This window comes from Salinispira sp., from assembly GCF_059431795.1.
The window spans coordinates 44,607-70,868 of the sequence record NZ_JBXWXS010000033.1; the positions used below are offsets into that span (position 1 = coordinate 44,607).

The 26,262-nt window shown below is 51.3% G+C and carries 21 protein-coding genes and 1 tRNA gene; 9 read left to right on the forward strand and 13 right to left on the reverse strand.

Going from position 1 to position 26,262, the window contains the following annotated elements:
• The first annotated feature begins 1 nt into the window (after nt 1).
• Together AC52PS_RS11405 and AC52PS_RS11410 are read left to right on the forward strand one after the other, a co-directional pair.
• Nucleotides 2-1,108 (forward strand): NAD(P)H-dependent glycerol-3-phosphate dehydrogenase, encoded by a 1,107-nt coding sequence (locus AC52PS_RS11405; RefSeq protein ID WP_495563193.1) that lies wholly within the window; start codon nt 2-4, stop codon nt 1,106-1,108.
• 69 nt (nt 1,109-1,177) lie between these two features.
• Nucleotides 1,178-1,807, forward strand: a complete 630-nt coding sequence (locus tag AC52PS_RS11410) for a TetR/AcrR family transcriptional regulator (RefSeq protein ID WP_495563194.1) — start codon at nt 1,178-1,180, stop codon at nt 1,805-1,807.
• Here AC52PS_RS11410 and AC52PS_RS11415 read toward each other — a convergent pair.
• A complete protein-coding gene (locus AC52PS_RS11415) occupies nt 1,729-2,847 on the reverse strand; it encodes an NAD-dependent epimerase/dehydratase family protein (protein WP_495563195.1) in 1,119 nt (372 codons plus the stop codon). The genes AC52PS_RS11410 and AC52PS_RS11415 overlap by 79 nt on opposite strands.
• A 195-nt stretch (nt 2,848-3,042) precedes the next feature.
• Here AC52PS_RS11415 and AC52PS_RS11420 point away from each other — a divergent pair.
• Nucleotides 3,043-3,115, forward strand: a tRNA-Cys gene (locus tag AC52PS_RS11420).
• A gap of 203 nt (nt 3,116-3,318) precedes the next feature.
• Here AC52PS_RS11420 and AC52PS_RS11425 read toward each other — a convergent pair.
• On the reverse strand, nt 3,319-3,750 hold the full coding sequence (locus AC52PS_RS11425; RefSeq protein WP_495563196.1) for an acyl-CoA thioesterase: 432 nt from the start codon (nt 3,748-3,750) through the stop codon (nt 3,319-3,321).
• Nucleotides 3,747-4,361 carry an NUDIX hydrolase gene (locus AC52PS_RS11430; RefSeq protein WP_495563197.1) on the reverse strand — a complete coding sequence of 205 codons (615 nt, stop codon included), beginning with the start codon at nt 4,359-4,361 and terminating at the stop codon, nt 3,747-3,749. The genes AC52PS_RS11425 and AC52PS_RS11430 overlap by 4 nt, the downstream gene beginning before the upstream one ends.
• Before the next feature lie 28 nt (nt 4,362-4,389).
• On the opposite strand from AC52PS_RS11430, the gene AC52PS_RS11435 reads away from it, so the two are divergent.
• The 3 genes from AC52PS_RS11435 to epsC are packed head-to-tail and all read left to right on the forward strand — an operon-like array spanning nt 4,390 to nt 8,543.
• Complete coding sequence (locus tag AC52PS_RS11435) at nt 4,390-5,940, forward strand: AAA family ATPase (protein ID WP_495563198.1); 1,551 nt, start codon at nt 4,390-4,392, stop codon at nt 5,938-5,940.
• Entirely contained in the window at nt 5,937-7,571 is a 1,635-nt protein-coding gene (locus AC52PS_RS11440) for a VWA domain-containing protein (protein ID WP_495563199.1), read from the forward strand. Before AC52PS_RS11435 ends, AC52PS_RS11440 begins: the two co-directional genes overlap by 4 nt.
• A 36-nt stretch (nt 7,572-7,607) precedes the next feature.
• Nucleotides 7,608-8,543 (forward strand): serine O-acetyltransferase EpsC, encoded by a 936-nt coding sequence (gene epsC, locus AC52PS_RS11445; protein ID WP_495563200.1) that lies wholly within the window; start codon nt 7,608-7,610, stop codon nt 8,541-8,543.
• A gap of 21 nt (nt 8,544-8,564) precedes the next feature.
• Here epsC and AC52PS_RS11450 read toward each other — a convergent pair whose 3' ends face one another.
• The 9 genes from AC52PS_RS11450 to AC52PS_RS11490 all read right to left on the reverse strand — a co-directional run bounded on the left by AC52PS_RS11450 (nt 8,565) and on the right by AC52PS_RS11490 (nt 19,358).
• Entirely contained in the window at nt 8,565-9,446 is an 882-nt protein-coding gene (locus AC52PS_RS11450; RefSeq protein WP_495563201.1) for an SPOR domain-containing protein, read from the reverse strand.
• Nucleotides 9,422-10,066, reverse strand: coding sequence for a dephospho-CoA kinase (gene coaE / locus AC52PS_RS11455; RefSeq protein WP_495563202.1), 645 nt, complete (start codon nt 10,064-10,066; stop codon nt 9,422-9,424). The genes AC52PS_RS11450 and coaE overlap by 25 nt, the downstream gene beginning before the upstream one ends.
• Entirely contained in the window at nt 10,063-13,038 is a 2,976-nt protein-coding gene (gene polA / locus AC52PS_RS11460; RefSeq protein WP_495563203.1) for a DNA polymerase I, read from the reverse strand. The genes coaE and polA overlap by 4 nt, the downstream gene beginning before the upstream one ends.
• Nucleotides 13,039-13,097: 59 nt before the next feature.
• Nucleotides 13,098-14,123, reverse strand: a complete 1,026-nt coding sequence (locus AC52PS_RS11465) for a GGDEF domain-containing protein (protein WP_495563204.1) — start codon at nt 14,121-14,123, stop codon at nt 13,098-13,100.
• 145 nt (nt 14,124-14,268) lie between these two features.
• Nucleotides 14,269-14,760 carry a hypothetical protein gene (locus AC52PS_RS11470; RefSeq protein WP_495563205.1) on the reverse strand — a complete coding sequence of 164 codons (492 nt, stop codon included), beginning with the start codon at nt 14,758-14,760 and terminating at the stop codon, nt 14,269-14,271.
• A gap of 78 nt (nt 14,761-14,838) precedes the next feature.
• Nucleotides 14,839-15,267, reverse strand: a complete 429-nt coding sequence (gene fliS / locus AC52PS_RS11475) for a flagellar export chaperone FliS (protein ID WP_495563206.1) — start codon at nt 15,265-15,267, stop codon at nt 14,839-14,841.
• Between the two features lie 36 nt (nt 15,268-15,303).
• The gene (locus AC52PS_RS11480) at nt 15,304-17,583 is read right to left on the reverse strand and encodes a polysaccharide deacetylase family protein (RefSeq protein WP_495563207.1); all 2,280 of its coding nucleotides are present in this window, start codon (nt 17,581-17,583) and stop codon (nt 15,304-15,306) included.
• A gap of 102 nt (nt 17,584-17,685) precedes the next feature.
• On the reverse strand, nt 17,686-17,868 hold the full coding sequence (locus tag AC52PS_RS11485; RefSeq protein WP_495563208.1) for a hypothetical protein: 183 nt from the start codon (nt 17,866-17,868) through the stop codon (nt 17,686-17,688).
• A 167-nt stretch (nt 17,869-18,035) separates the two neighbouring features.
• Entirely contained in the window at nt 18,036-19,358 is a 1,323-nt protein-coding gene (locus AC52PS_RS11490; protein ID WP_495563209.1) for a PhoH family protein, read from the reverse strand.
• Nucleotides 19,359-19,515: 157 nt separating this feature from the next.
• Between AC52PS_RS11490 and AC52PS_RS11495 the strand changes: the two genes are divergently transcribed.
• Genes AC52PS_RS11495 through AC52PS_RS11505 form a run of 3 tightly spaced genes read left to right on the forward strand, consistent with a single transcriptional unit; the run spans nt 19,516 to nt 24,580 of the window.
• Nucleotides 19,516-20,715 (forward strand): M20 metallopeptidase family protein, encoded by a 1,200-nt coding sequence (locus tag AC52PS_RS11495; protein WP_495563210.1) that lies wholly within the window; start codon nt 19,516-19,518, stop codon nt 20,713-20,715.
• Between the two features lie 17 nt (nt 20,716-20,732).
• Nucleotides 20,733-22,430, forward strand: coding sequence for a DNA repair helicase XPB (locus tag AC52PS_RS11500; RefSeq protein ID WP_495563211.1), 1,698 nt, complete (start codon nt 20,733-20,735; stop codon nt 22,428-22,430).
• Nucleotides 22,431-22,462: 32 nt separating this feature from the next.
• Nucleotides 22,463-24,580: a helicase-associated domain-containing protein gene (locus AC52PS_RS11505; protein WP_495563212.1), complete on the forward strand. Its 2,118-nt coding sequence runs from the start codon at nt 22,463-22,465 to the stop codon at nt 24,578-24,580.
• 109 nt (nt 24,581-24,689) lie between these two features.
• On the opposite strand, the gene AC52PS_RS11510 is transcribed toward AC52PS_RS11505, so the two are convergent.
• Nucleotides 24,690-26,258 carry a type I 3-dehydroquinate dehydratase gene (locus AC52PS_RS11510; protein ID WP_495563213.1) on the reverse strand — a complete coding sequence of 523 codons (1,569 nt, stop codon included), beginning with the start codon at nt 26,256-26,258 and terminating at the stop codon, nt 24,690-24,692.
• Nucleotides 26,259-26,262: the final 4 nt, after the last annotated feature.

Consider the following 26,262-nt stretch of genomic DNA (forward strand, 5'->3'; position numbering starts at 1 on the left):
TATGAGCAAGGTGGGAATTATCGGTGCAGGTGCCTGGGGCACGGCCATCGCAAAAAATATCGGAGAAAACGGCCATGACGTCCTCATGTGGGCTTTTGAGGAAGATGTGGTGCAGGGAATTAACCATGGACATGAAAACCGGCGCTACCTGCCGGGAATACGCCTGCCAAAAACGGTACGGGCATCCACGGATATTCGGGAAGCGGCAGGGGGAAGGGAATTCATTATTCTCGCATCCCCTTCCCTTTTCCTGTTGAGCACCATCCGCCAGATTCTTACAGTTCCCAGCATCATGGAAGGCGAAGCGGTGATCGGGGTTCTCACCAAGGGTTTCATGCTTACCAATCGGGGTCCAAGGCTGATTATCGAAACCCTGGAAGATTATCTCCCCGGTTTCTACAAAGGTAATTTGGTGTATATTTCCGGCCCAAGCCATGCAGAGGAAGTAAGCAGAGGGATTCTCACTGGTCTGATCAGCGCCAGCCAGAACCCCCGGAATTCGATTAAAATTCGGGAGCTCTTAAACTCCCGAACCCTCATGATGTTCAGCTCTCTGGATGTGGTGGGGGTTCAGGTTTCTGCGGCGTTGAAAAATGTAATCGCCATTGCATTCGGAATACTGGATGCGTTAAAGGAATACAGCGGCTCGGTGGGAGATAACACCGAGTCCCTCCTTCTTGCCGGAGGGCTGAACGAAATTCAGCAGTTCGGGGGAGCGGTGGGAGCTACCCACCCGGAAACCTTCACTTCAATCGCAGCAGTGGGGGATCTTGACGTGACATGCCGCTCAATTCACGGGAGAAACCGCCGCTTCGGAAGAGAAATCATCCTGAAAGATCTTCTGGAAAAATATTCAAGCATCGACGAACTCATACAGGATTTTAAAAATATCGGCTACCTGCCCGAAGGGGCGGTTGCTGTGAGGGCGATGAAGGAGATTGTTGACCGTCAGAAGCTCAAAATGCCCATATCCATGGGTGTGTACCGGATTCTAAACAAAGAGAGCAAACCATTGGAAGAATCTGAACGGATTCTTCAAACCCTCACCGGAGCCAGCATCAAGCCCGGTGATATCGACTTTCACGTGGATTTGTCCAAACATCTATAAATCCGGTGTTCAAGCCGGCCCTGAAATCAGGCTCCGGTGGAGAATTCCGATACAGCAAAGGATCTGCAGGTGGCCAGGCAAAAAGATGAACAAAAGCGCAAGGCGATCCTTGCAGCGGCAAAATCATTGTTTGCCCTTCACGGGTATCATGCAACCGGCATATCCCATATCCGCCGGGAAAGCGGATACTCCACCGGCACTATCTATACCTACTTCAGTTCCAAGGAAGAGATGGCCGTTTCCATTGTGGAGGAGGGTTGGAATGAAATTATGAAGGATATTCATTCCGCTCTGGCCTCTCCCGCCAGTCTTGAGGAACTGGCGGATTTTTTCGCATTTACCGTCATGCCCCGGCTTATGGAAGACGAGGATCTGATTCATATTTTATTAAGCGAGACCCCCGAGCTTTCATCAATTAACGACAAACTCATTCAGATTACCAATCTGGTGTTGGATCTGAGTAAAAAACTGCCCGGCTCCCAACCATACCTGGGCTCTCGGTCCCCCGGCAATACTTCATTTTCACCGGACGGGGAGCGGGCGCTCCGTACCGCCGTTTCCGTCTATTTCCTGGGAACCATGGAGGCAACCCGAATCTCAAGACGGACAGAGATCGGGGTTCAGCGGGAGGACATCCTCTCATTCATAAGAGACATAATCATCCGGGATTTAATGCCTCCGGACAGTCCGGTGAAGTAATCTGAACCCTTAAGTATTTTCATCCAGATGCGGCGACGAAACCGATGTACACTCCTCCTGATACGCTGTTTTTTCCGATACACCTCCAGATAGAAATCGAGCAAACTGCGATGCTGATAATCCAGGTAGGAGCAGCTTTCATCGGTGTTCATCCAGCCGCAGTGAAACGGCTTGGTTGAAAACAGTTCAGTGGGTATTTCCCCGGGATTCAGTCCGAAAATACTGAACATCTGCAGAAGATACTCCCGATAGACCGTCCTGCACTTCTCTCCCCCTCCAATATTCAATACCTCCCCGGGTCTGAAGTATTGAAATGCCTGATGGACCGCCATGGCGGCATCCTTGGCGTGTACCGTCTCAATCCGGGTATCCAGAGGCATATGAAACATTAACGGATCGGCTTCCAGCTTAGCGGGGGAAACGATGTAGCTCATTCTTAGTATGTTCCAGGGCAAGCCGCTCTCTTTAAGACATTGTTCCACTGCGATTTTGTGGCGGGCATAATAGTCGCCTGGACTGGGCCTTAACGGATCCTGGGGGAAAATCTCGCCGCTGTTTCTCCGGTCTCCGTAGACGGCAATGCTTGAGGTGAACATAAATGGGGCGGCGGGGGCATTGAGCCTGGCCCAGCTAATAAGCTCTCTGCTTCCTTTCAGGTTTACCCGTTCAGACAGTCCGGGGTTCCGATCCGCTTGCGGAGGAATGAGGGCGGCAAGATGGAAAATTCCATCCGGTTTACAGGCCGCCGGGATATGTTTGCTCCAGCCGGGAATGGATATATCCAGCGGGATCCACATCCATTGTTTTCTACACCGGTGAGTACTATGGTACTCATACCCTCTTCGTGGAGATAACTTCCTGACCCTGCCTCTGAGAGAGGGGGGAACTCTGGCCCCGGGTCTTTCTATTATCAGCACCTGTTCCCCGCTCCCTGAAAGCAAAGCCATCAGTTCTGTTCCAAGGAGTCCAAAAGCACCGGTAACTATCAGCATGGCATCCCCCGCTTCACCCCCCCCCGCCGGCTTACAGCTGAATACCATCCAGTGCCGACGAGTAAATGGAAAAATCCCGTGATGGTTCAGCAGCACACATTTTCCGGGGACGGGTTGATTTTTATAAACCGAACATTCGTTCTTTTATAGTATATCACATCGAGGAGGAATTTTCACAAAAAATCCTCTGTACACTTACTGGACAAATATGCCGGCTTTTAGTATGTTAATCGCCCAAGCAACGGCGCCGTACCCAAGTGGCTAAGGGAGAGGTCTGCAAAACCTTTATGCATCGGTTCGAATCCGATCGGCGCCTGTGTACTCAAAAAGCCAGCAAGTGCTGGCTTTTCTCACATACCTGCAAGTCGGGCTTCCCTATGGAAGTCCGATCGGCGCCTATTATTGTCAAATAATATACTCAAAAAGCCAGCAAGTGCTGGCTTTTCTCACATACCTGCAAGTCGGGCTTCCCTATGGAAGTCCGATCGGCGCAGCTTTTCACCGTTGTACACCCGGATTTCACACCCGAAACCCCACCCCCTGCCTGGAGCGGAACTCTTCAGCAGCCTGCTGAAATTCGGGTGCTGGTGAGGGGCGGCCGTTTTTCAAGACTGTGGCGGTGATTTTCGCTTTGCAGATAATCGCTTCGTCCATAAGCCGGACGATTTCCTGATGAAATACATGACGAAGCCTTCCCTCATGGGACAGCTTCACGCCCACATAGAACAAGTCCCCGGAGCGCAGTGACTGAATGTAATCGATTTCCGATCTGGTAACCACCGGATCCATTCCTTCTTCGTGCATATCGTTGAAATTGATTCCGATGGCACGCAGATATTTATGTCTGCAATGCTCCAGATAATTCTGGTACACCGCATTATTCACGATTCCCTGTAAATCGAGCTCGTAGTCACGGACTTCCATCTCCATGACAAAATCATACTCTTTCATGGCATCCTCCCTGTTCTCCGCATCCATGTGGCAAAGTAATACCAGGCCAACGTCATCACCCCGTTAACCAGGAACTCCGGCACCTCCCCTCTGTCGAGCATGGCAATGGGAACCAGCTCCACATCCAGCACCTCATTGTGATCAAGCTCCCGATTTCCCGCAAATTCTATCTCCGGGGCGGCAAATACATGCATGGTGTTCCCCATAAAGGCGGCATTGGGATTAGATGAGCCGATTGACAGGATTTTCTTCGCTCTGTATCCGGTTTCCTCCAACAATTCCCTTCGTGCCGACTCTTCAGATGCTTCACCTGAATCAACCATTCCTCCGGGTAGCTCAAGGGCGATCTGTTCGTTTCCGTGACGGTACTGGCGAACCATCACCAGGCACTCCCTGTTCCGGGAATCCCGGGTAATTGCACAGACATTTACCCAATCAGGACAGTTCAGCCTGAGGAAATCTCCTTTTCGGCCGTCTTCCCGGGAATGATGAATGGAATCCACATTGAAAATACGGCTGGTGAACACCTGCCTGCTTTCTCCGCTTTTCCAGCAAAGATGTGAAATATCCCGACCTTTCCGGTACTCATGGACCTGGAAATGACTGTTCATGCGATCTCCCTGTGGTTATGATGGGATTATGGGAAACGTATCCGAGAAAAAAGTATATCAGCGATTGGAAAACATTATAAGGCACCTCCTTCAGGGTTTGTATGAACGGGAGGAGGCTGTGCGGCTCAGCCTTCTGGCAGCCTTATCCGGGAAAAGCATCTTTTATCTGGGACCGCCGGGAGTGGCAAAATCCCTTATTGCCAGGAAAATTGCTTCCGCATTTCATCAGGCGGAATTTTTTGAGTATTTAATGGGCAGATTTTCCACACCGGATGAAATATTCGGACCAGTATCCATCGCCCGACTGAAGCATGAAGACAGCTACAGCAGGAATATCGACGGATACCTTCCCGGAGCGGATATTGTATTTCTTGATGAAATATGGAAATCCAGTCCTCCGATTCAAAACACCCTCCTGGCTGCCCTTAATGAACGGACATTCCGTAACGGCGACGAGCTAATACAGATTCCCTTGAAGTGTTTCATAGCTGCCAGCAATGAGATCAAGGAAGATGATGAATCAAGGGCATTTTGGGACAGGTTTCTCATCCGACTGGAAATCTCCGCCATTCGTGATCCCGAAGCGTTCAAGATGTTGATCCAAACTCCGTCAGAACCGGAAATTGCTGAAGCAGAACAGGCCGTTACCCCCGAAGAATGGTCACAATGGTTGGAGTCCATCCGCAATATCCGGCTTAGCGATGATCTTCTGGGAATGCTCACCGAACTGAGAGAAACCATGAATAGCGAGGCTGCGGACGATCATAGCTTTCGTATTTCCGACAGACGATGGAAGCAAGTCGCCGAACTGCTTCAGACTTCAGCCTTTTTCCATGGCAGATCAGAAGCAAATATGGTGGATGCATTTATTATTCCCCACTGTATTTGGAACAATTCAGCCAACAGAGAGCGGGTGGAGGAAATCTTTTCAGCGGTGGTTATAAAAATGATGTTCAATTCCAGCGTGAATATTCGGACCCTGCAACATGAAGTGGAGACCCTTAAGCAAGCGCTGGATTCCAGGGCCTACGCACAAGAGGAAACCACCCGGCTTCAACCTCTGCGCTATGATGGGGAGTATTACCGCTTTATTCCTGACGGGGAAAGCGGAGAGCATGAGTACAGGATTTGGGCCGATGACCTTGAATACCTCGAAGAACGGGGCGAACTGGAGCTTTTCGTATACAGTAAGGGGAATTTTTACCGTACCGAGGTCCATCAGATGAGCTGGAGCGATAAAAATCACTGGAGGCTCAGCGGAAGCAACGGCAGCGGCGTTATTGAACACAGAGAGGAAACGAGCTCCACCCGTGTACCCCGGAAGCTCAGCAGCGAGGACCGGAATATTCTGGGCCAGGAGTACCGGAAACGGATCAGCCTCCTGGAGCAGGCAATATCCCGAATCGATGGGGAATTGGCATCCTACAAAGATCAGGGGAGCAGTCATCTTTTTGTCCCAAGCCATGATCTGAGTCCACTCATGAAGGGGGGCAGTGACAGGAAATATGATATTCAGCAGCTTCTAACGGAAGTTCTGGAAAGCGGGAGGCAGGAAGGACTGGACAGGGCACTTTCATGAACCACTCCTGCCCCTATTTTCATGACGAAGATCTCATCCCGGAAGATCTCAGGGAAATCCTCGAGCAACGGCTTACCATGACATTCACCGGAGAACCCGCCGAAGGGGCACCAACCCCCGGCGCGACCCCGGCCTCAACAGAGAACCAAAAACTTCGAGCGCTGTCCGAACTGGTTGACAGGGTGGGGGACCTTGCCGGTTCTGTCCGGGAACTTGTGGAAGATAAGCGGGAGCTTGGCCTCCGGCTCGCCCACGATACCATCCACAAAATCGGTCACGATTTTGCACACTCCAATGAACTCACAGCACTGGAAGCTCTGAAGCGGCTGGAAAGCCGACTGGATGCACTTCCTCCCCAGAGCCAGTATGAAAAAATCCGCTCCCGGGGACTGGAGAGCAGCCAGACCCGGAACCTGGTGGAGCTTTTGAACGACCTCAGCCCCCGCAAAGATGAAGAACCGGATAATAGCGCCACCATAACATCCAGAGAAGGCCGCCCGGCTTCAGATATCCTTCAACTGGAAGCGGTTCAGGAACGCCTTTTGAAGGAAATACGGGCCGATCTTGGCAGATACAAATACCGGGTATACCGTTCCCTTATCCGCAGCAAACTGCCGGGGCTTATGAGCGATCTACTGGAAGAAAGCCGCAAACTGAGGGATATATCCAGGAACATGGAGCATTTTTTCGGCATCAGCTCCGCCGGATGGGATCTGGACAACAGTGTTTGGCAAGAGGTCCCCTGGGATATCTTCGAAATGAGCAAACGCTTCCTGGAGGAGAATCCCAGTGTACGCAGACTTGCGGATATTTTGGGAAGGGGTCCCGGAAGCAAAAAGGGACAGAACACACATCGGAAAAATGTGGAAACCCTGATTGAACATCATCGCATGGAAGAAGAATTTCTGGGTAAACAGGAAATATTGGGGGTCGAGTTCGGCAGCGACCTGAACCGTCTCCTTCCCGGGGAATACGGTTTTCTTAATGAACCGGATATTGAACACAGGTTTTACAAAGAGCTGGTGGACGGAGAACTGATGGTTTCCCGATTCAGAAACCGTGAAAACCGGGACCGCAGCAACTTGAGCAAAGAAATCCGACAGGTGGAAGCCAGCGACCCCCTGGGTCCTGTGGTGGTCGCCCTGGATACCAGCGGCAGTATGACCGGCTGGCCGGAGCAGGTTGCCAAGGCATTGAGTCTGGCGCTGGTACGGATCTGCTGGCAACAGCAGCGCCGGCTCTACCTTATTCTATTCTCAACTGAAATCCGGGAAATTGATGTAAGCAATATGCAGGCGGCTCTTCCGCAGTTCAGCGCACTCTTTTCCATGGAATTCCGGGGAGGAACGGATCTCAGACCGGCACTGAAAGCCTCTATCAGGAAGATCCGGGACGAAGGCTATCGAAATGCCGACCTGCTCATTGTTTCAGACTTCAGGGTTCCGAAGATTATGATCAAACAGCATCCTGCCATGGAGGCTCTGCGGAAAGAAGGCAAAAACCGAATTCACGCACTCACCATCGGACAGTTCGCCGTTGAAGATCAGTACAATATTTTTGACAGCCGCTGGCATTACCGTATATCCAGCAGACAGATACCCCTGGGAATTACCGGTCTGGTGGAATTGTGAGTTGACATTCCGCCGGGATTCATCATCTTATGAAATATGGACAAGCTTGAAAAACTCACCGCTTCTCTTCTGGAAAGCTATAATGATATTGGAGGCCTGAATCATATTCACGGCCCGAATCTCCCCAGCAGGCTCAGCATCCAAAATATCATCGATGACCTTGAAGGACTGATATTTCCAGGATATAAATGCGAGGAACCTTTGGATACGGCCAACATCCGCTACTCAATTGGGGAACGGCTGAACAGGGTGATGAAAAATCTAACCAAAGAGATCACCAAGAGTCTGTGCTTTCAAAGAAGACTGAACGGCGATCCGTTCTGTATGAACGACCCGGAAAACGGTGAAATTGCTTCCTGCAGGAGCGATTCGGATACGCTCACCCTTCAAATTCTTGAACAACTTCCCTCTATCCGCAGAATTGTCCACACGGACGTTGAGGCTGCCCTCAAGGGAGACCCGGCAAGCCGATCCCATGAAGAGGTAATTCTCTCCTACCCCGGCGTGGAAGCCATCATGATTCACCGGGTGGCCCATGAGCTGTGGATCCGTAGTATCCCCCTTATTCCGCGGATGATGAGTGAACACATTCACGGAAAAACGGGCATAGATATTCATCCGGCCGCACAGATCGGCGAATCCTTCTTTATTGATCACGCTACAGGGGTGGTAATAGGTGAAACCACGGTAATTGGGAAAAATGTGAAAATCTATCAGGGAGTTACTATAGGCGCTCTCTCGGTGAAAAAAGAAGAGGCCAATACTAAACGGCACCCCACCATTGAAGATGATGTAACCATTTATTCAGGAGCCACTATTTTAGGGGGAAAGACGGTAATCGGCAGAAATTCAATTATCGGGGGAAATGTCTGGCTTACCCATTCGGTACCTGCGGGAAGCAGAATTTATATCCGGGATCCCGAGCATGTGATCCGTAATAAATATGAACATGTACAAGACTTTCAGATCTGAGTGGTTCACCGGCGCCGGGGATCAGCGCCGGTTATACTCAAGTGAAATGTAAGCATCGCTGAATTCTTCCATTGTGGTAATCCAGCCAAGAAATTTTTCCGCCTCATCCTCCACTTGAAAGGGACCGTAGCGGAGGCGGTAATAGAGGGTATCGGCACGGCTCACACTGCTCACCTTCCCCCCGAATCCGTGTTCGAGCAGGGCATGCCGTGCATCTTCGATGCTCTGAATGCTGGGGCTTGCAAACACCTGAATCCAATACTCTTGCACGGTCACAGGCTCCCGGGTGGAAGTCCCGCCGCCGGCCCGGCCACTGCTTTGGGAGTCCACAGCGGGTGTTTCATCTTCGCCCCGGTTTTCAGCATCATCCACGGGTTCCCCGCTCCCCCCCGGTGTCCCTGTCGGGGAATCCGCTGACGCGGTTCTCCGGGTGTCAGACGCTCCGGTTTGATCGGTGGACTGGGGCCGGGTTTCAGTGCCTGTGGCAGGTTCGGATTCAGAGGAGGGTACAGTGGACGGTTCCTTAGGGTCTTCATGCTCTTCCCCGGCCTCCCGGGTTTGGCCGTACACCTGGCGCTGGGTAAAAATCAGAGGTTCGCTCCGTTCCTGATCTTCATCTTTATCTGTCGTGCCAGGCTGGTTTTCTCCCCCGGTCTCTGTACGGGCATCCTCTTCACCTTCAGCATCACTGGGAATATCAGCTGAATCTTCGCCCCCCAGCCTCGCTCCCGCCGGCTCCGGCTGGGGATTAATATACAAAAAGGGCTGAGCATCCGGCCCGTCTGTTGCCGCAAGTCCGGTTTCCTCCTGACTGGGAGAAAAGAGAAACAGACCTGACGCCAATAGTCCGGCGGCCACCAGGGTTATTACCAGCATAATTATGTAGGTTTTGTTCTGTTCCATAACCTGTCCTGTACAATGCGTTCGATACGTCGAACTGCTCTCCCTTTTAGAAGGTTGTCCACCTTATACATATCGACAGATCGGGACGCAAGTTGAGGATGTAATTCCTTTTGGGCGGCAAATCGTCGGAATATCTCTTTCCAGTTCAATCCGTCCCGTTTGCGGGCACGGATCATCCGGAGTACCCGGGGAGCACTGACCCATATGACCCCGTCGCATAACGGATCCAGTTTCATTTTAAAGAGGATCGCCGCATTCAGAAGAATTCCAAGCGGCGGATTTTCAGATTGCCGGTATTCCCGGATCAGCTCACGGCTGCGGATCTTCATATCAGGATGTACAATGTGCTCCAGTTCTTCCAAACGCTTCGTATCGGAAAAAACCATTGAGCCCAGTTTTTTCCGGTCCACTGCGCTTCCGTCTGCACTGAGAATGCCGGCGCCGAATTTAGATGTTATTTCATCCTTTTTCCGGACAAGACTCTCATGCCCCAAACGGTCCACATCTATCTGCACCCAGCCCCGTTGGACAAGTTCTTCTGCAAGGGTGGATTTACCGGAACAATAGGGGCCGGTAATTCCAAGTACGGGACAGTCGGTTTGACTTCCTGCGCTGCTCAATGCATTTCCCCCCAACTGGCACCCCGCTCAATATTTACAGAAAGGGGAACCGACAGCTTTACGGCCCCGGGCATAATTGCCTGGAGTAACTGCTCAACATCGTCCAGCTCGTCCCTGGGAACCTCAAAGATCAGCTCGTCGTGTACCTGCAGCAAGAGACGGGATGCTAATCCCCGCTCCTTCAGTTCAGCATCAACTTTGAGCATGGCGGTCTTCACGATATCCGCTGCAGATCCCTGAATGGGGGTGTTCACCGCAATCCGCTGTGCACCCATCCGCTCATTCTTGTTCGAACTGGAGATGGTGGGGATGCTTCGGCGCCGTCCGGCCATGGTTTCCACATAGCCGAGCTGTTCGGTGCGCTCTACCAGGCTGTCAATGTAACTACGGATTCCCGAATATGTCTGAAAATAGGCGTCGATAAATTCCTGGGCTTCATTTCGTCCTATTCCCAGCTCACGAGAAAGACGAAACGCGCTCATCCCATACATCACCCCGAAATTAATAGATTTAGCAATCCGGCGCTGCATGGAGCTGACATCATCAACTTCTACCTGGAAAATCTGGCTCGCAGTGAGGGAGTGAACATCAATACCCTCATTATAGGCCTTGACCAGTCCGGGATCCCGGGAAAGATGGGCGAGCACCACCAGCTCAATCTGAGAATAGTCTGCGGAAATAAACATGCAGCCATCCCGGGGAACAAATGCCTCTCTGATCTTCCGCCCCTCGTCGTCCCGGATCGGAATATTCTGCAGATTTGGGTCGTGGCTGGATAATCGCCCGGTGGCGGTACCGTTCTGCTGAAACCTGCTATGAAGCCGGCCGCTTTCTTCGTTGATAAGCATAGGGAGACTGTCCACGTAGGTGGATTTCAGCTTTGAAAGTGTTCGGTGCCTCAGCACCAATTCGGGAACCCTGTCTTCTTTGGATAGCTGTTCAAGGACTGATGTATCGGTAGAGTATCCGGTTTTGGTTTTTTTTACCGGAGTAAGTTTCCGTTCCTGAAACAGCACTTCCTGAAGCTGCTTGGTACTGGCAATATTAAACTCATGCCCCACCAGTTCATAGATTTCACCGGTAATTTCCTCCAGCTGTTGTTCCAGCTCCTTGCTGTACTTCCCGAGGGCGGAAGTATCCAGCATGATCCCCCGCATCTCCATATTTCCCAGAACCGGAACCAACGGCATTTCCAGTTCATGAAAGAGTGCGGTCTGTTTTTCGCCGGGGCTCAGATCGGCCTTCTCCAGGTGAAGCCCCAGAATACGGGCAAGCCTCAGGGTAATATCCGCATCTTCGGCGGCATAATCCAGGGCTTCATCCAGGGGAATACGTGCGAAATCGATGCTGTTGGCCCGGGCCTTGGTCACTTTCTCCCCGGTGATTTCTTCATAGAGGGGTATGAGCTTTCTTGTTGCGTATCCAAGGTAGTGTTCAGCCAGAGCATCCATGCCATAGGAGTTCGCGGTGGTATCGATGAGCCAGGCGGCTATCATGGTGTCGAACCATGGATCCGCCATCACCACACCCCGAGCGGCCATAATGCAGTAATCGTATTTGATATTCTGTCCCACCAAACGGTACTCAGGATTTTCAAGAAGGGGTTTCACCATGGAGAGTGCCGTTTGTTCATCCAGATGGGAGGTATCACCGGGACTTCTCAGGGGAACATAACAGGCAGATCCGGGCGTGCAGCTGAGACTGAAGCCGCACAACCGGGCTTTCTGTGGATCGAGACTGTCGGTTTCGGTATCGAATGCGTAGGTTCCCGCGTCCATACAGCTTTTCACCCATCGGCGAAGCCCTTGCTCATCGGTAACAAGTTCATAATCGGCGTTCAAACCGGCAAACTCCTTTTCCAGTTCGCCGATACGATCGTTTAAGGACTCCTGTTTTGCCCTGGATTCCCGGTCCATGCCTTCCGCCTGATGTTTCAGCGGGCTTGAGGGAGAACTCCCCGGCATTCCGGCCCGAGCCGGGTCTCCTTTGGACTGTTTCCCCCGGGATTCTCCCTCTTCAAGGGTTCCTCCCCCGGGATCCATTTCCGGCCCGGCGATATCATCCATTCCGTAAAAAGGGGATTCTTTTCCCGGCGACTTGCCGTTTACTTTTTGAATCTCTTTGCTGAGATTCTGAATCTCGTACTTTTTTAAAAGTTCAGCGGCGGAACTCCCGTCCAGGCTCTCCAGGGTTAAATCGTTCAGCTCAAATTCAAAATCCAGGTCATCCTTGAGGATAACCAGCTTTTTACTGAGCATTGCCAATTCATGCCCTTCGCTGAGTTTTTTCGTCCAGTTGGCCGACTGGATATCTTCAAGATGATTATAGATGCCGTCCAGACTCTCATACTGCCCCAGAAGTTTCTCTGCCGTCTTCTGCCCGATTCCCTTCACACCGGGCACATTGTCTGCGCTATCCCCAAGCAGGGCAAGATAATCGATAATCTGATTCGGATGCACTCCCTTATCCTGAAACACACCCTGGGCATCCAGCTCTTCAAACCCGCCGGAACGGGAAGGTTTCAGAATATGCACATGCCGATCCACCAGCTGATACAGGTCCTTGTCCCCGGACACAATATAACAGGGGCGTTCTTCAGCTGAGCAGCTTCGAGCCAGACTGGCAATAATATCATCCGCCTCCATCCCGTTTCTCCGCACCGTGGGAATATGAAATTCTTTCAGGAGAGATTCGATCACCGGAAACTGAGCCTTTAAATCTTCAGGAGTCTTGTCCCGGGTTTTCTTGTACTCTTCATACATTTCGTCCCGGAAGGTGGGGGTACGGCTGTCCAGGGCCACCGCAAGATATTCCGGAGAATAATCTCTGAGAATGTTCAATAGAATCCGGGTAAACCCGTGGAGGGCGGAAATATTCATCCCGCCGCTGGTGGTCAGGGGATTTCTGATAAAGGCAAAATAGGATCGAAAAATCAGCGCATAGCCGTCAATAAGATACAGGGGAGTTTTCATACGTCAAGAATATGTTCTGGAGCATCTTATGTCCAGCACCAATCCTTGAGAAGCTCTAATCAAGCGCTCACTGCATCCCGGCCTGCCTGCCGCGCCTCAAGGAGTTTCTGCTCAACCTGGTAGAGAAGCTGACCAGTGTTCAGCTCACGCTGGGCGGGAACCACCCCGATACTGCAGGTAACCCGGCGTTCTATTCCCTGAAACGGATTCTCCGAGAAATACCTTCGAAGACGGTCCATAACCGGAAGCGCCTGATCCATATCCACTTCCGAAAGAATTACCATAAACGAGTCTCCACCATAGCGGGAAACCACATCGCTCTCTCTCAGAAGGTCGAGGATTTTCCAGGCATAGGACTCCAGCACTGAATCCCCAACCTGGGGACCGAACTGATCGTTAATTTCCCGGAAATGGTCCAGATCAATGACGGCAAGACAGAATTTATGACCGTAGCGTTTATGGCGCTGAACACTCCGCTCCAGTTCTTCTATGAAGAATCTTCGGTTATATACATCTGTAAGGGGGTCAATAATGCCTTGCTCTATTAATTCAAGCCGTGTATCGCTCAACTGCCGCTGAAGAGCGTTAATCCGCAGTCCCGCAGCTGCGGAACCGCCTGCAGCGAGAAAAAACGCGAGAACCTGAAGAGGCAGGAGAGGATACGCGGATGCAGCGAAAATGAGAGTGATTGTTCCGAAGCTCAACAGATGCAACACTGCGGTTATCCCGTCACTGAAGTGAACGGCGAGAAACACGGATAGCATGAGCGTCAGATAAAGACTCACCCCCGCCGCGCCGGGCTGCAGAAAACCTGCGGCGAATGTGACAGCGAACACCATGAGAAATCCGATGGAAAGCTGAACTCCGTATTCCATTCCAAGCTTCACCGGCAGACGCAGGTATATAAGGGGGTAGATCAGCCCAAGAACCCCGGCAATTATCAGCGAGATCGAGAGGAAAAGCCCGTTCCCGCCGGGGGAATACAGCATGAGTACGAGCCCGCCCAGGGTAAATACCATACCCGGAATCATCATATTCCGGCGGTTTCCATAGAGCAGATCTTTCACATTTTTCGTGATGTTCATTCTGTTTGCCTCTTACCCTATTTTCGGGGAAGCGCGGAGACATTGCAAGTACTCCGGTGCCGGTGGGCCATGAGAGATACAAGTACAAGAAGGGAGCAAAGGGGCAGGAAGGTACGACGGAAGGGGTAAACCGCTAAGATCGGCGTCAGGCTGAGAGGTCCACCATGCTGGGGGTTCGGTTTCCGGCATACACAGATTTTCGCCCCTTGGGAAGCCGCAGAGACTGGATTTTCTCTTTAAGTTCATCCCGCTGTTTTGCCAGCATTTCCCGGTTCAAGCGGTTCCGTTCCAGTACCTGAGATTGCAAATGTTGAAGGCTGCTCTGCAAACGGGTAATCTCCGGTTTTTTTCCGGGATACATGCGGCCGTACATTCCTTCCAAGGGTTTGATAACCTTCTGAACAGACAAAATTTCCCGAACGATCTGCTGTTCCATACTGGCTTGAAGTTCAAGGGCTTCGGCATCTCCTTCAACAATGGCATGTTCCTGCACTTCCAGAACGTTCAGATAATCCCGGAAACGGTCCCTCTGGATCTCCAGCATGCCCCGGAAGCGCTTCAGGAGATTCACCCTCTGTCGGATTTCATCCTCATCCATCTCCAGAACCGAATTGAGTGTATGTGTGCTGTCTGACATGGGATCTCCTTTTTTTGCCGCTACCGAACGCCTGGGATGGGGGCGTATCATTCTGTTGGTGCCGGGGAGAGCATCGGGTTACCCGGCTATATTGACGCCTGAACGGCCGTCGCTTCCCTCTACGTTGGTTTTTCCGGCTATCTGATTCCAGGCTTCACGGATTTCCGTCATCATATCCTTCACCTGGTTAAGGAGTCGGGTTTCCTTTTTCAAATTTGCCTCTATCAGCTGTTCGCTGAACCATTGATACACGGCAAACATCCGGGTGGCAAATTCTCCTCCCTGCTCCATATCAAGGGAAACCATGAGCTCGGTGATAATATCCCTGGCTTTCATGATGGCGTTGTTCACCTTATCCAGTTCCCTGGAGTTTTCATCCAAGAGTTTCACCGCGTAGCCAATCTGCTTGATTGCTTCATCGTAAAGCATAACGATGATCTGACCCTGACCGGCAGTCTTGACCTTCGTTTCCTTGTACGCGTTGGTCTGGTAATTAGTCATCGGCATCTATATTCACCCCTCTCATGTATGAATACTATCGGTCTATTTCGCATGATCCATAAGCGTGGAAACCGGTACCATACTATATCCACGTTCTAGTAAATTATTGATGAGGATATCCAGATTATTAAACAAATAATCCTCCCTTCCTCCATGGGCTCTATCGTCCCCGGGTTCGCCAACTGTCATAGAGACAATTGATCCGGGTTTTTTCTGTTCTATGATGCGTTCAACGAGTTGTGCAGATGGGAAGTAGAGTCGCGAAATCCCATTATCATCACGGGTGGGCACCCAGTCAAGACTGTCCACATCTCTTCCGATATATGTATAGCTCATCTGTTGCCCGGCATCTATTATCTCTGGACTAACGTAATAATAGGGGGCATGCCAAAGCAAACTCAGTTCATCGCCGGTCATTTCAAAATATGCATCTTCGTTTTTTGCCAGCCCCTGTCGGATAAAATCCCTGGTGATCTGAAAGCGTGAATCGGACATATTAAAATACATGTTGAAAAGGGAGCCTACTTCATGATCGCTTCTGGCTATCTCTCGAACCGCTCCTGGGTGCCGTCGCATAAAATCACCATTGAGAAAGAACGTAGCCCGGATCCCGTACTCATCCAAGGTGGCAAGAATATCCGAAAGCCCGGTCACCGAATCTATGGCATTGAACACAAGAGACACTTCACGTCTGCGAATTCGGGAACCGTGCCTGAAGGTGGTAAAGCTCACCTCCTCTTCACGGCTGGGAAAGGGCTCGTATGACCTCACCGGCGGATCAAACAGGCTGACCGTACCCGGCGAATTGCTGGTTCGCGCCATCCGGCGCACCATAATCATATTCCGGTAGCTTCCTGAACTGAGGGACTCCAGGTACACCCTGAAATCTTCGGTAGCCACCTCCGGTTCGTCTTTCTGAAAACTGTCGCGACTGAACCAGCGGCGGGTTTCATGATCGTATGCCTGAATGGTTTCCCCTGCCCGCACCAGGATTTCTCCGTTGGATGAACTGTAGCCGATCTCCTCCACCCGGGAAAAGGCGATAAAATTCGATTCACCGCTTTTCAGATTGCGGCGCTCAATAATATCCCGCCCGGCAACAATTACTTCATTGTTGTTCACATAGATAAGATGGTGGGGCAGTGTATGTTGAATGTCATCCTCTTCGGTCCATTCGGCATAATCACGGATCTCAATTCCGTTGTCATGGAGGAGCGCTATTTGCTGCTCGTCAGGACTCATAACCATGGCGTTTACATCGGATGCTTCCATACGCTGAAAACTGTAGATATCGCTGGATCGGCTTAAATCCAGACGGTAAAGACTGGTGCTTCTTTTCCCCTCATACAGCGCTTCAAGCAGAATGGTTACAATTCCATCGCTTGACCAAAGCACCTGTTCAACCCCCGCATTTCGGGGCATATACAGATACGGAAGCTCCAGGGGGCTGGAGCTTGCATCGTAATCATCGGTTTCCAGAAAATACAGGTAGAGATTTCTCCCCCCTTTATCCAGCAGCACCTGACTTCCGTCGGGGGATATCCAGAAGGAATCGAAGTTGGAATCGAAACGGAAGGGAATTTTCCCCACAATTCTACCGATCTTTAAAAATTCCTGATACAGGGAGCGGGTGAAAAACTCCACTCCAAGAATCTGATACACAAGTGTACCGCTGATATAATACAGTTCATTTTCATTACCCCAGCTCACATTGGCCATTCTTCCGGGACCAATACTGCGGAAATTTTCGCTGAGCAGTCTTCCGCTTTCAAATTGATCAATGCTGAAATAATACAGCTCTCCCGATTTCTGGTAGATAAAAAAATCCGATTCGGGACTCCATTTCACCGGCAGCCGGTCAAGATTGAGTTCAACGTCACGGCTTATCACTGTCCGGGAATTGTCTGCCAGAAGTGTGAGCACCAAATTACCGAAAGCAGGGCTTGTGGATTCGAAATGAATGAGATATCTGCCGTCAGGACTCACATCCACGGGATGGATTTTCCCCGTAAGGATGTCCGTTCCCCCTACGAAGCTCTCATATGTATCCATGGGGGTAATATCTTCCAAATTTGCATCGGAGCGAAACAGTCCGAAACGGTTGTGAATCTGAAGCTGCCCGGAACTTGCCAAATAATCGATACGCTCGGGATAAAAGCTGAGCTGCTGCATCTCCCACGGACCCGTGTCACCGGTGACTTGTGCGGTAAATGCCGTGGTATAGCTTCTGTATTCAGGAGCATCCACCTCTGCGGTAAAAAGGGTTCTATTGGAACCGTTGATTGTCAGGCGGGAAAAGTTCACTTCTCCCCAGAGGGTCATACATGCGCCTGCAAGCAACAGTGTTAGAATTATTCGAGATTTCAAAACACCTACCCCACTCTTCTATTTTCTTTCTCATTATCGGCGCAGGTTGGTTGTGAATTAACTGGAAATTTCCTTACCGGCGAGGAATTCGTCGAGCTCGTTCTCAAGCTCATCGAGTTTCTTGAGAGATTTTTCCAAACGTATTAGGTTGTATCTGTTTCTACGTTGTTCCATTTCCGAAAGACTTTCGTCTACGATTTCTTCCAGATCCAGAACTGTAGCTTCCTCATTACCAGTCATCTTCTTAAGTATAACGGTTGTGCCGATTTGTTGCGAATCATTCCAAAGGAAAATTTGCAAATTTCCCGGCAGACCGTTTGGTTCCGGCAGGTTGTGAACCGGAGCCGCTCCCCCGGGGAGGGGTCAGGAGACCATCTCCCACCCCTATGGAGCAGCTCAGTCGACCCTTAGAGCAATTCTGCCGCCAACTCAGCAAGAGTGCTGCGTTCAGACCGCTCCAGGGTAATATGTCCGGAGAGCTCCTGGGATTTAAACGCCTCAACCAGATAGCTCAAACCGTTGGAGCTTGAGTCCAGATAGGGACTGTCAATTTGATACGGATCTCCGGTGAGCACCACCTTACTGCCCTCTCCCGCTCTGCTCACAATAGTCTTAATCTCATGGGGAGACAAATTCTGTGCTTCATCGATGATTATATATTGGGACGGCAGACTCCTTCCCCTGATATATGAGAGGGCTTCCAGCTCTATAACCTTGCTGTTCATCAGATGATCCAGGCTTTTAATGTTTTGACGTTTATACACCGAGAGAATGTATTCCAGATTGTCAAAGAGCGGCTGCATCCAGTGGCTGAGTTTTTCATCCTTGGCTCCGGGAAGATACCCGATGTCTTTTCCCATGGGTATTACCGGACGGCTTACCAGTACACGGCTGTACAGTTTTTCCTCCAGGGTGAGCTTTAAGCCTGCGGCAATGGCCAGGAGAGTTTTTCCGGTCCCCGCCTTTCCCACCATGCTCACCAGCTGCACTTCAGGATCAAGGAGCAGATCAAGAGCCATCCGTTGTTCATGATTCAGGGGACGCACCCCCGCAACTGCGGGCATCTTGTAATCCACCAGCTTCAACACCCCTCTTGAAGAAATAAACCGGGAAATCACCTCATCCGCCGCTTCCGCAGACCCTGAGGAATTTTTCATGAGAAAGAAAAAGTTCGGGGGAAGCTGTTCGTGCCAGGGGATCTCTCCGCCCTGCTCCAGACTTCTGAGGGTATCCATGCTGCTTTCTATCTGACCATACCCGGTATACAGCTTCTTCACATTGACTTTCTGTTTTTCATAATCAACTGCACGAATGCCCAATGCAGTAGCCTTGACCCGAGCATTAATATCCTTGGAAACAAAAAAGACATGACGTCCTTCCTGTTTGAGCTCGTAGGCTGCAAGAATAATCTTATTATCCATTTTATCCTGAAGAATCCCCGAACCCACATTTTCTGTGTGCGTGAGTTTCACCCGGAGGATACTGCCGTTTTCCAGCTTCACTCCCTCGGAGAGATCTCCGTGGCGGCTCGCTTCATCCAGAAACCGGATTGCGTGCCGGGCATTGCGCCCCCGTTCATCACTGTAGGTTTTCAGCTTATCCAACTCTTCAAGCACCCAGAGGGGTACAACAATTTCGTTGTCCTTGAAGCTCAGGATGGCATCGGGACGGTGAATAAAAACATTGGTGTCGATTACAAAGCTTTTGGTGTCATTGTGCTTATCGGGCATATTGCCTCCGGGTATCTGCCTGCCGTTATTGCTGTGTTGTGCACAGCCTTGAGCCGGGGATCCGTATCCAACTCTAACTTCAGTATATGAACTTGTCTCTTCAATCTCCAGCGCTTAGATTATGAAGAAGGAAAAGAAAAAACCAACGGGACAAAAAATGAGAGAATTAATTCAGGCGATCCAACATGCCGCCGCAGCAGCGGAACGGCAGATCCTCACAATCCGGCGTCATCTTCATGCCCAGCCCGAACTTTCCAACCGGGAGTTTGAGACTGCGGATTATATCCGCAGCCAGCTGGATGCCATGGGGATCCATTACCGGAAAGCTAAGACCGGAACCATCGCCGAAATCCGGGGGACCAAACCCGCAGACAGAGAGTCCCCGGCGCGGAATTTAGCGCTGCGGGCGGATATTGATGCCCTGCCTATTACCGAGGCCAACCCCATCCCGTTCAAAAGCACCAAGGAAGGGGTCATGCATGCCTGCGGTCACGACGCCCACAGCGCCGTACTGCTGGGTGCCGCATCTATCCTTCAGTCGCTCCAACATGAATTTTCCGGGGTTCTCACCCTGATATTCCAGCCGGCGGAAGAAAAGAGTCCCGGAGGAGCCAAGGATATGATCGCCGCCGGTGCCCTGAAAGATATGCACTCCATTCTTGGAGAACATGTAAACCCGGGCCTTCCTGCCGGGACGGTGGGGTTCAGACCCGGTTTGATGATGGCCAGTGCTGATGAAATTTACATGACTATCCATGGAAGAGGGGGCCATGCCGCCGCCCCCGACAGCGTGGTGGACCCTGTCCTGATCGCCAGCCATATCATTGTGGCCCTTCAACAGGTTGTCAGCAGAATGGCCAACCCCGCCACCCCGTCGGTGCTCAGCTTCGGGAAAGTGGATGCTCCGGGGGCAATGAATGTAATTCCTGCATCGGTGCGTCTGGAAGGGACCTTCAGAACCGTCAACGAAGAATGGCGGGAACGTGCTCTGAATGAGATCCGGAACATTTCAGAATCCCTTGCCTCCGGAATGGGAGGGAGCTGTGAACTGGAAATAGTTCCCGGTTATCCTGTGCTGGAGAACGATCAGGCCCTTACCCTCAGAAACATGGAAAGAGCCAAAGAATACCTGGGTGAAGAACATGTGGTGGAGCTTCCCCTGGTTATGTGGGCCGAGGACTTTGCGTATTACAACAGGGAAATACCCGGATGCTTTTATAATCTGGGTATCGGCAACAGCGAAAAGGGCTGGACTGCGCCTCTGCACAGTCCCAATATGATGGTGGATGAATCCGCGCTGGCCACCGGCGCAGGCCTGATGGCATATCTTGCATTAGGCGAATTGAACCTGCCGTGATTTTCAGGTAGTCTGATATGATGTTTAACAGCGCAGGCAGCCCTCTTATAATTCAGGGAGATCAAAGTATACTTCTGGACCTCCACGATTCTCGGGCAGAAGAGGCCAGAAAAGATATCGCCTCTTTTGCGGAATTGGAAAAATCTCCGGAACATATTCACACCTACCGTCTCACTCCCCTCTCCCTGTGGAATGCCGCAGCCGCCGGCTACAGCAGTGACAGCGTATTGAAGATACTGGATTCCTACAGCCGATACCCCATGCCGTCGGGTCTGGGCACCAAGATTTCGGAAATCATGGACCGATACGGTACTATCACCCTCCGGGAATCCCAGGAGGATGCAGGGGGAGACCGGAAACTTCTCATACTTCAGGTACACGACCCCTATATTTACAAAATCATTGAGAACACGAAAAGCGTGGAAAAACTGCTCCTCCCCCGGAGGGTGGAAAACGACCAATCTTTTTACCTTCATCCCATGCAGAGAGGGAACATTAAGCAGGAGCTTATTCAGCTCGGATACCCGGTAGATGACCTCATTCCCCTGAAAGAGGGTGAGCCTCTGGATGTGGAAAAACTGGAGCGCACTTCATCGGGGCGAGAGTTTCTGATCCGGGATTATCAGCTCCAGGCAGCAGATTCCTTTGTGGGGAACATGGAGGGGGGCACGGGCTACGGCACGGTGGTTCTCCCCTGCGGAGGGGGAAAGACCATTGTGGGAATCGAGGTGATGTCCCGCCTGAAGACTCAAACCCTCATCCTTGCTCCCAATGTATCCGCAGTTCACCAGTGGAAGCGTGAACTGCTGGATAAGACCAGCCTCAGTGAAGAGGACATAGGGGAGTACAGCGGCCAGCGGAAAGAAATCCGGAAAGTAACCATCGCAACCTATCAGATTCTCGTGTGGCGGCCGGAAATTGACGGTGACTTTCCCCATTTTGATCTGGTAACCAGAAGCAGCTGGGGACTGATCATCTATGATGAAGTTCATCTATTACCCGCCCCCATCTTCCGGGTAACCGCAGAAATCCAGGCGGTACGCAGACTGGGACTCACAGCAACACTGGTGAGAGAAGACGGAAAGGAAACGGAAGTATTCTCCCTTGTAGGCCCCAAACGCTTCGATGTTCCCTGGAAAGATTTGGAAAGCAGGGGATGGATCTCCGAAGCGATTTGCAAGGAGATACGGGTGGAGCTGCCGGAAAAGGATCAGTTGAAATACGCCACCGCAGATAAGCGGAAGAAGTACCGCATTGCCAGTGAAAATGACCGCAAATACGATATTCTTGATTATCTCATTCACCACCATCCACAGGATCAAATCCTCATCATCGGCCAGTACCTGGAACAGCTGGAAGAGGTACGAAAGCGGATAGATGCCCCGATTATCACCGGGAAAACACCCAACAGCCGAAGAGACGAACTCTACCAGGAATTCCGCGACGGTAAGATCCGGGTACTGATCGTGTCCAAGGTGGCGAATTTTGCCATTGACCTGCCGGATGCCTCGGTTGCAATACAGATCTCAGGCAGTTTCGGCTCCCGCCAGGAAGAAGCCCAGCGTCTGGGGAGAATTCTCCGGCCCAAAGAGCAGTCAGCGTATTTCTACAGCATCATTTCACGGTATACTGTAGAGGAGGAATTCGGCATGAACCGCCAAAAATTCCTTGCCGAGCAGGGATATTCATATCTTCTAGAGGTGTGGGACGCCTGATACGGGAAAACTCAGGCGTATACGGACAACATATGGCAAAGCATGAACAAATTTGGAAGCAGTTTCTTTTCACTCTCAGCGATGAGGTTTTTTTCAACGTTATCAGAAATTACCTCGGCCCCTTTCCTACTCCGTACAACAAGCACGATCTTATTGAACGCCTGGTGCTGTTTCTTCAGAATCCTGAAAATCGGAATAAAATTATCAACTCCATCAGCTCAGATGAAATGGAGCTCATTTCAGCGGTAAACATGCTGAACAGCGACGATGTCAACTCTATCATCTCATTCTTCGGCAATAAAATACATCCGGGGCAGCTGTACAGCCGACTCTTGAACCTGAAAGACAGGCTTATAATTTTTCGGCACCCCGACCAGGGGGAACTGCTTCTTAACCCCTATTTGATTGAAGGTCTGAAAAAACGGGGGCTCGGCGGACAAAATCTCTTTCCATCCACGCCTGCCCGCCTTAACTATCGGGTTCTGCCATGGCTGAACGACACCCTCATTCATGCGGTTTTGCCCCTTATCCTTGAAAACCCCTCCATGCTGAAGGCCGACGGCAGCTTCAAAAAGGCCGTCTATACCCGCTTTGAACATATGATTCCCGCACTATTTCCGGAAGATCCACAGGAAGCCTACAGTCGTTTCGAGCGATTCTTCCTCAGCCTTTCAATTCTGGGCTTCATTCGCAAACAGAAACAGGAAGTCCGGGGGGAAATTCACCGCTGGAAAGAATGGAGCGAACTCACCATAAGCGAGCGCCACGTCTATTATTGGGCGGCATACATCATGAGTCTGCAGAAACAGGAGCACAGCCTGCTGGATCCTGGTGATGAATCCCTCTTTCTTATTCAGCAAGAGCTGAAAACCGCCGGTGAGTTTCTGTTTCGGAGTATCTGCAAGTTCACTCCGGGCAGGGCGTACAGCAGGGAGACGGCAACCAGGATTATCCATCTGGAACTTGACGGCAGCAGTTTGCCATATTCCCCCAGACTGATGATTCGTCTCATGGAGGATCTGGACTTACTCATACCCGATCAGAGCGAAGTCACGGTAAACCCTGTTTTAGAAGAGCTTTTCGCTTCCGGCGACGAGACAGAACAGGGGCCGGGTGTGGTGATCCAAAGCGACTACCACATCACCATGCAGCCCAAGGGATCATTTGCCCACAGAAGCGCCGTTGCCGCAGCAAGCCGGCTCACCCAGTATGATATGGTTTCCCGCTTTGAGCTTTCCAAGGAAAGTCTATTCCGTGCCATGAGCGCAGGATACTCCGGTGAGGAAATTCATGAAGCTCTGGAAAATCTCAGCGGTCACCATCTGCCCCAGAACGTCATCTTCAGCCTGGAAAGCTGGGTTGGAGAATATCTGTCCATTCAAATCCGCCCCGGGTATCTGATTCAAAGCAGCGAATCCAGTTCCGCAATTATTCAGCACCTGTGTGAATCCCGTGGGGATGTAGTCAATCTGGGAGGAGGCAACTTCCTGTTTCCCATGCAGAACCTGGATTGGGTCGACCTTCTGGAAGAGAATGGAATCCGTGTTGCCCAGCTCCTGGATCGAATTGAAACCGGGGAAGGTCCGCTTTTTCCTTCACCGGAACCCCTGAACCTGCATGACGGGCTCCAGCCGGGAAGGCACAAAGCCTCATCTTACGCCCCATCGGCGGAAGGGACCAAAGTATCTTCCACCACTGTCAGCCAAAACACTGAAACATCAGCCGGCGATCCGTCAGAAAGCAGAAATGAGAAAAAAGAAGTTCTGAGAAAGTATGTCATGAGCCTGGGACTCAGCGAGGATGCGGAGAAAGAATTGATCCTCCGTGTGGATAACAATCTTATTTTTCATGAAAAGCAGATTGACCCGAAGATTATCCGACCGGATATCACCGAAGCCCGGGGACTGAATTATAATTCCAAATTACGCCTCATAGAGATGGCACTTGGCGATCACGACCTCCTGGAGTTTTTCAGTTCGGGTGACGAAATTCCCATGCTCATCCGCCCCGGAAGAATTATTAAAAAGCCCGGAAGGGGCAGCGATCTGCTGGAAGGAAAGCTGGTACCGTCGGAGCAGGATACGGTAATACCGGTCAGCAAGGCCAAATTGATCCGCCGGTTGAAAGGAAGTCTCTTCAACCGGCTGTAAAATATCCCCTTGAGAATATCCTGCTGGACAATATCCCTTGGAGAGAACCCTGCATATCCCTATAGAAAACCTCTAACAGAAAACACCGAGAAGCTAAAAGATCAGCGGTCTACCCAGGAGACTTCTCATACCCGTCAATCACATGAGAAAAGGCATCAGCCTGAAGATCAGCCTGCAGCCGGAACATTTCCCATCCGTTCATGGTTTTACAGCCTGCCAGATCCGCCCGTCTCATGAGGTCGGTCACCGGCGGGGTGTAGATGATGTCATAAAGAACCTCATCCCCGGAAAATTCATAAAAGGAGAGGGGGTCTCCTCCATGACCCTGGGCCATACCTACACTGGTGGTTTGAACTATGATTCTGCGGTATGCCCTGAGAAGGTCTTCAGATTCCGGTCCCAATGATCCACTGCGCAGCTGCCCGGGAAAATCGATGGAAAAATGCTGTGCAAGATCAGCGGCCCGGCCCGGACTGCGATTAAGAATGAGCACCTGGCAGCCCTCTCTTAGAAGAGCGTACACTGCCGCCTTGGCTGCCCCCCCGGCACCAATCACCGCAGCCTGCACTTCGCCCCGGGAATCACGAATTTCCCGAAGCAGCGGGAGAACGGGCTGAATGAAGCCGTCTACGTCAGTATTCATGCCCCTCCACTTCCCGGACTCATAAAGTATTGTGTTGCAGGCTCCAACTGCTGACACAGCCGAATCCTCAATCTGGAGAATTTCACGTACGGACTCTTTATGCGGCACGGTGACAGAAGCACCCAGGAGGTTCGCATGGACCGCAAATTCGGGCAGCCTGGAAGTATCGTCACAAAGTAAAGGAATGTAGAGCGCATCCCGCCCATCCCGGCGGAACTTCCGGTTATGGGTCTCCGGGCTTCGACTGTGGGACACCGGATTCCCGATAATGGCAAACAGGGGAGTATCTTCAGTAATGTTCCCATACCGATAGTTCCCACTGATTTCCCGGCAGTCCATCTGCCCGGGGGCAACCCCTTTTCCGGCTGAACAAAAGCTGAGATAACTGCCGATCCTCTCCGGCACTATTCTGCTGGGAACACCGAACCCGCCCATACCCAGTAGAATAAAACGTTTCCCAGGATACCGGCGGGCAAATTCCCGTCCCTCCTGAAAAATCCGGCTGAGATCATGCAACCCCGCCGGCATCACCGCAAGCTTGGGAATATCTCCCCGGGCTGCACACTCTTCCAAAAGCCCGCACATATTTTCCGGCGTTTCCGAAAAGTAATGGAGGGAACGGATGCAGGTCATATTCATGCCGCGTATTTTAGCTGCAAGCTCAGAATGGTCGTTCTGGGCTTCCAGGTCAACAGCCAATACAGGTACGAGGCGGATCCAGACGTCAGGAGCGTTCTCCGCCACAGCTTCAAGAAGATCAGTAATAATCCTGCGTTGCTCATCCACAGTTCCGGAAAAACGACCTCCGTCCTCAACTCTTCGAAGGGTAATTATTACTGAAGGATCGTTTTGCAGCAGCTCCAGAAGCTCCGCATCCCCACCCAGATAACATAAAAATTCCCGGGCATCTTCAAGAGGATTATCCAGCAGATCGATTCTCAGCTCAAGAGCCTGATACTGCCCTCGGTATTTCTGTGAAACACTGATGTTTGCCCCTGCATCCGGTCCGGAAAGGGTCAGGCATATACGCGACATGGCT

Excerpts from the sequence above, each read along its gene's own strand:
- AC52PS_RS11405 (WP_495563193.1), top strand. The coding sequence starts at position 2 with ATGAGCAAGGTGGGAATTATCGGTGCAGGTGCCTGGGGCACGGCCATC.
- AC52PS_RS11415 (WP_495563195.1), bottom strand. The coding sequence starts at position 2,847 with ATGGTATTCAGCTGTAAGCCGGCGGGGGGGGGTGAAGCGGGGGATGCC.
- AC52PS_RS11425 (WP_495563196.1), bottom strand. The coding sequence starts at position 3,750 with ATGAAAGAGTATGATTTTGTCATGGAGATGGAAGTCCGTGACTACGAG.
- AC52PS_RS11430 (WP_495563197.1), bottom strand. The coding sequence starts at position 4,361 with ATGAACAGTCATTTCCAGGTCCATGAGTACCGGAAAGGTCGGGATATT.
- AC52PS_RS11435 (WP_495563198.1), top strand. The coding sequence starts at position 4,390 with ATGGGAAACGTATCCGAGAAAAAAGTATATCAGCGATTGGAAAACATT.
- AC52PS_RS11440 (WP_495563199.1), top strand. The coding sequence starts at position 5,937 with ATGAACCACTCCTGCCCCTATTTTCATGACGAAGATCTCATCCCGGAA.
- epsC (WP_495563200.1), top strand. The coding sequence starts at position 7,608 with ATGGACAAGCTTGAAAAACTCACCGCTTCTCTTCTGGAAAGCTATAAT.
- AC52PS_RS11450 (WP_495563201.1), bottom strand. The coding sequence starts at position 9,446 with ATGGAACAGAACAAAACCTACATAATTATGCTGGTAATAACCCTGGTG.
- polA (WP_495563203.1), bottom strand. The coding sequence starts at position 13,038 with ATGAAAACTCCCCTGTATCTTATTGACGGCTATGCGCTGATTTTTCGA.
- AC52PS_RS11465 (WP_495563204.1), bottom strand. The coding sequence starts at position 14,123 with ATGAACATCACGAAAAATGTGAAAGATCTGCTCTATGGAAACCGCCGG.
- AC52PS_RS11470 (WP_495563205.1), bottom strand. The coding sequence starts at position 14,760 with ATGTCAGACAGCACACATACACTCAATTCGGTTCTGGAGATGGATGAG.
- fliS (WP_495563206.1), bottom strand. The coding sequence starts at position 15,267 with ATGCCGATGACTAATTACCAGACCAACGCGTACAAGGAAACGAAGGTC.
- AC52PS_RS11480 (WP_495563207.1), bottom strand. The coding sequence starts at position 17,583 with ATGACCCTCTGGGGAGAAGTGAACTTTTCCCGCCTGACAATCAACGGT.
- AC52PS_RS11485 (WP_495563208.1), bottom strand. The coding sequence starts at position 17,868 with ATGACTGGTAATGAGGAAGCTACAGTTCTGGATCTGGAAGAAATCGTA.
- AC52PS_RS11490 (WP_495563209.1), bottom strand. The coding sequence starts at position 19,358 with ATGCCCGATAAGCACAATGACACCAAAAGCTTTGTAATCGACACCAAT.
- AC52PS_RS11495 (WP_495563210.1), top strand. The coding sequence starts at position 19,516 with ATGAGAGAATTAATTCAGGCGATCCAACATGCCGCCGCAGCAGCGGAA.
- AC52PS_RS11500 (WP_495563211.1), top strand. The coding sequence starts at position 20,733 with ATGATGTTTAACAGCGCAGGCAGCCCTCTTATAATTCAGGGAGATCAA.
- AC52PS_RS11505 (WP_495563212.1), top strand. The coding sequence starts at position 22,463 with ATGGCAAAGCATGAACAAATTTGGAAGCAGTTTCTTTTCACTCTCAGC.
- AC52PS_RS11510 (WP_495563213.1), bottom strand. The coding sequence starts at position 26,258 with ATGTCGCGTATATGCCTGACCCTTTCCGGACCGGATGCAGGGGCAAAC.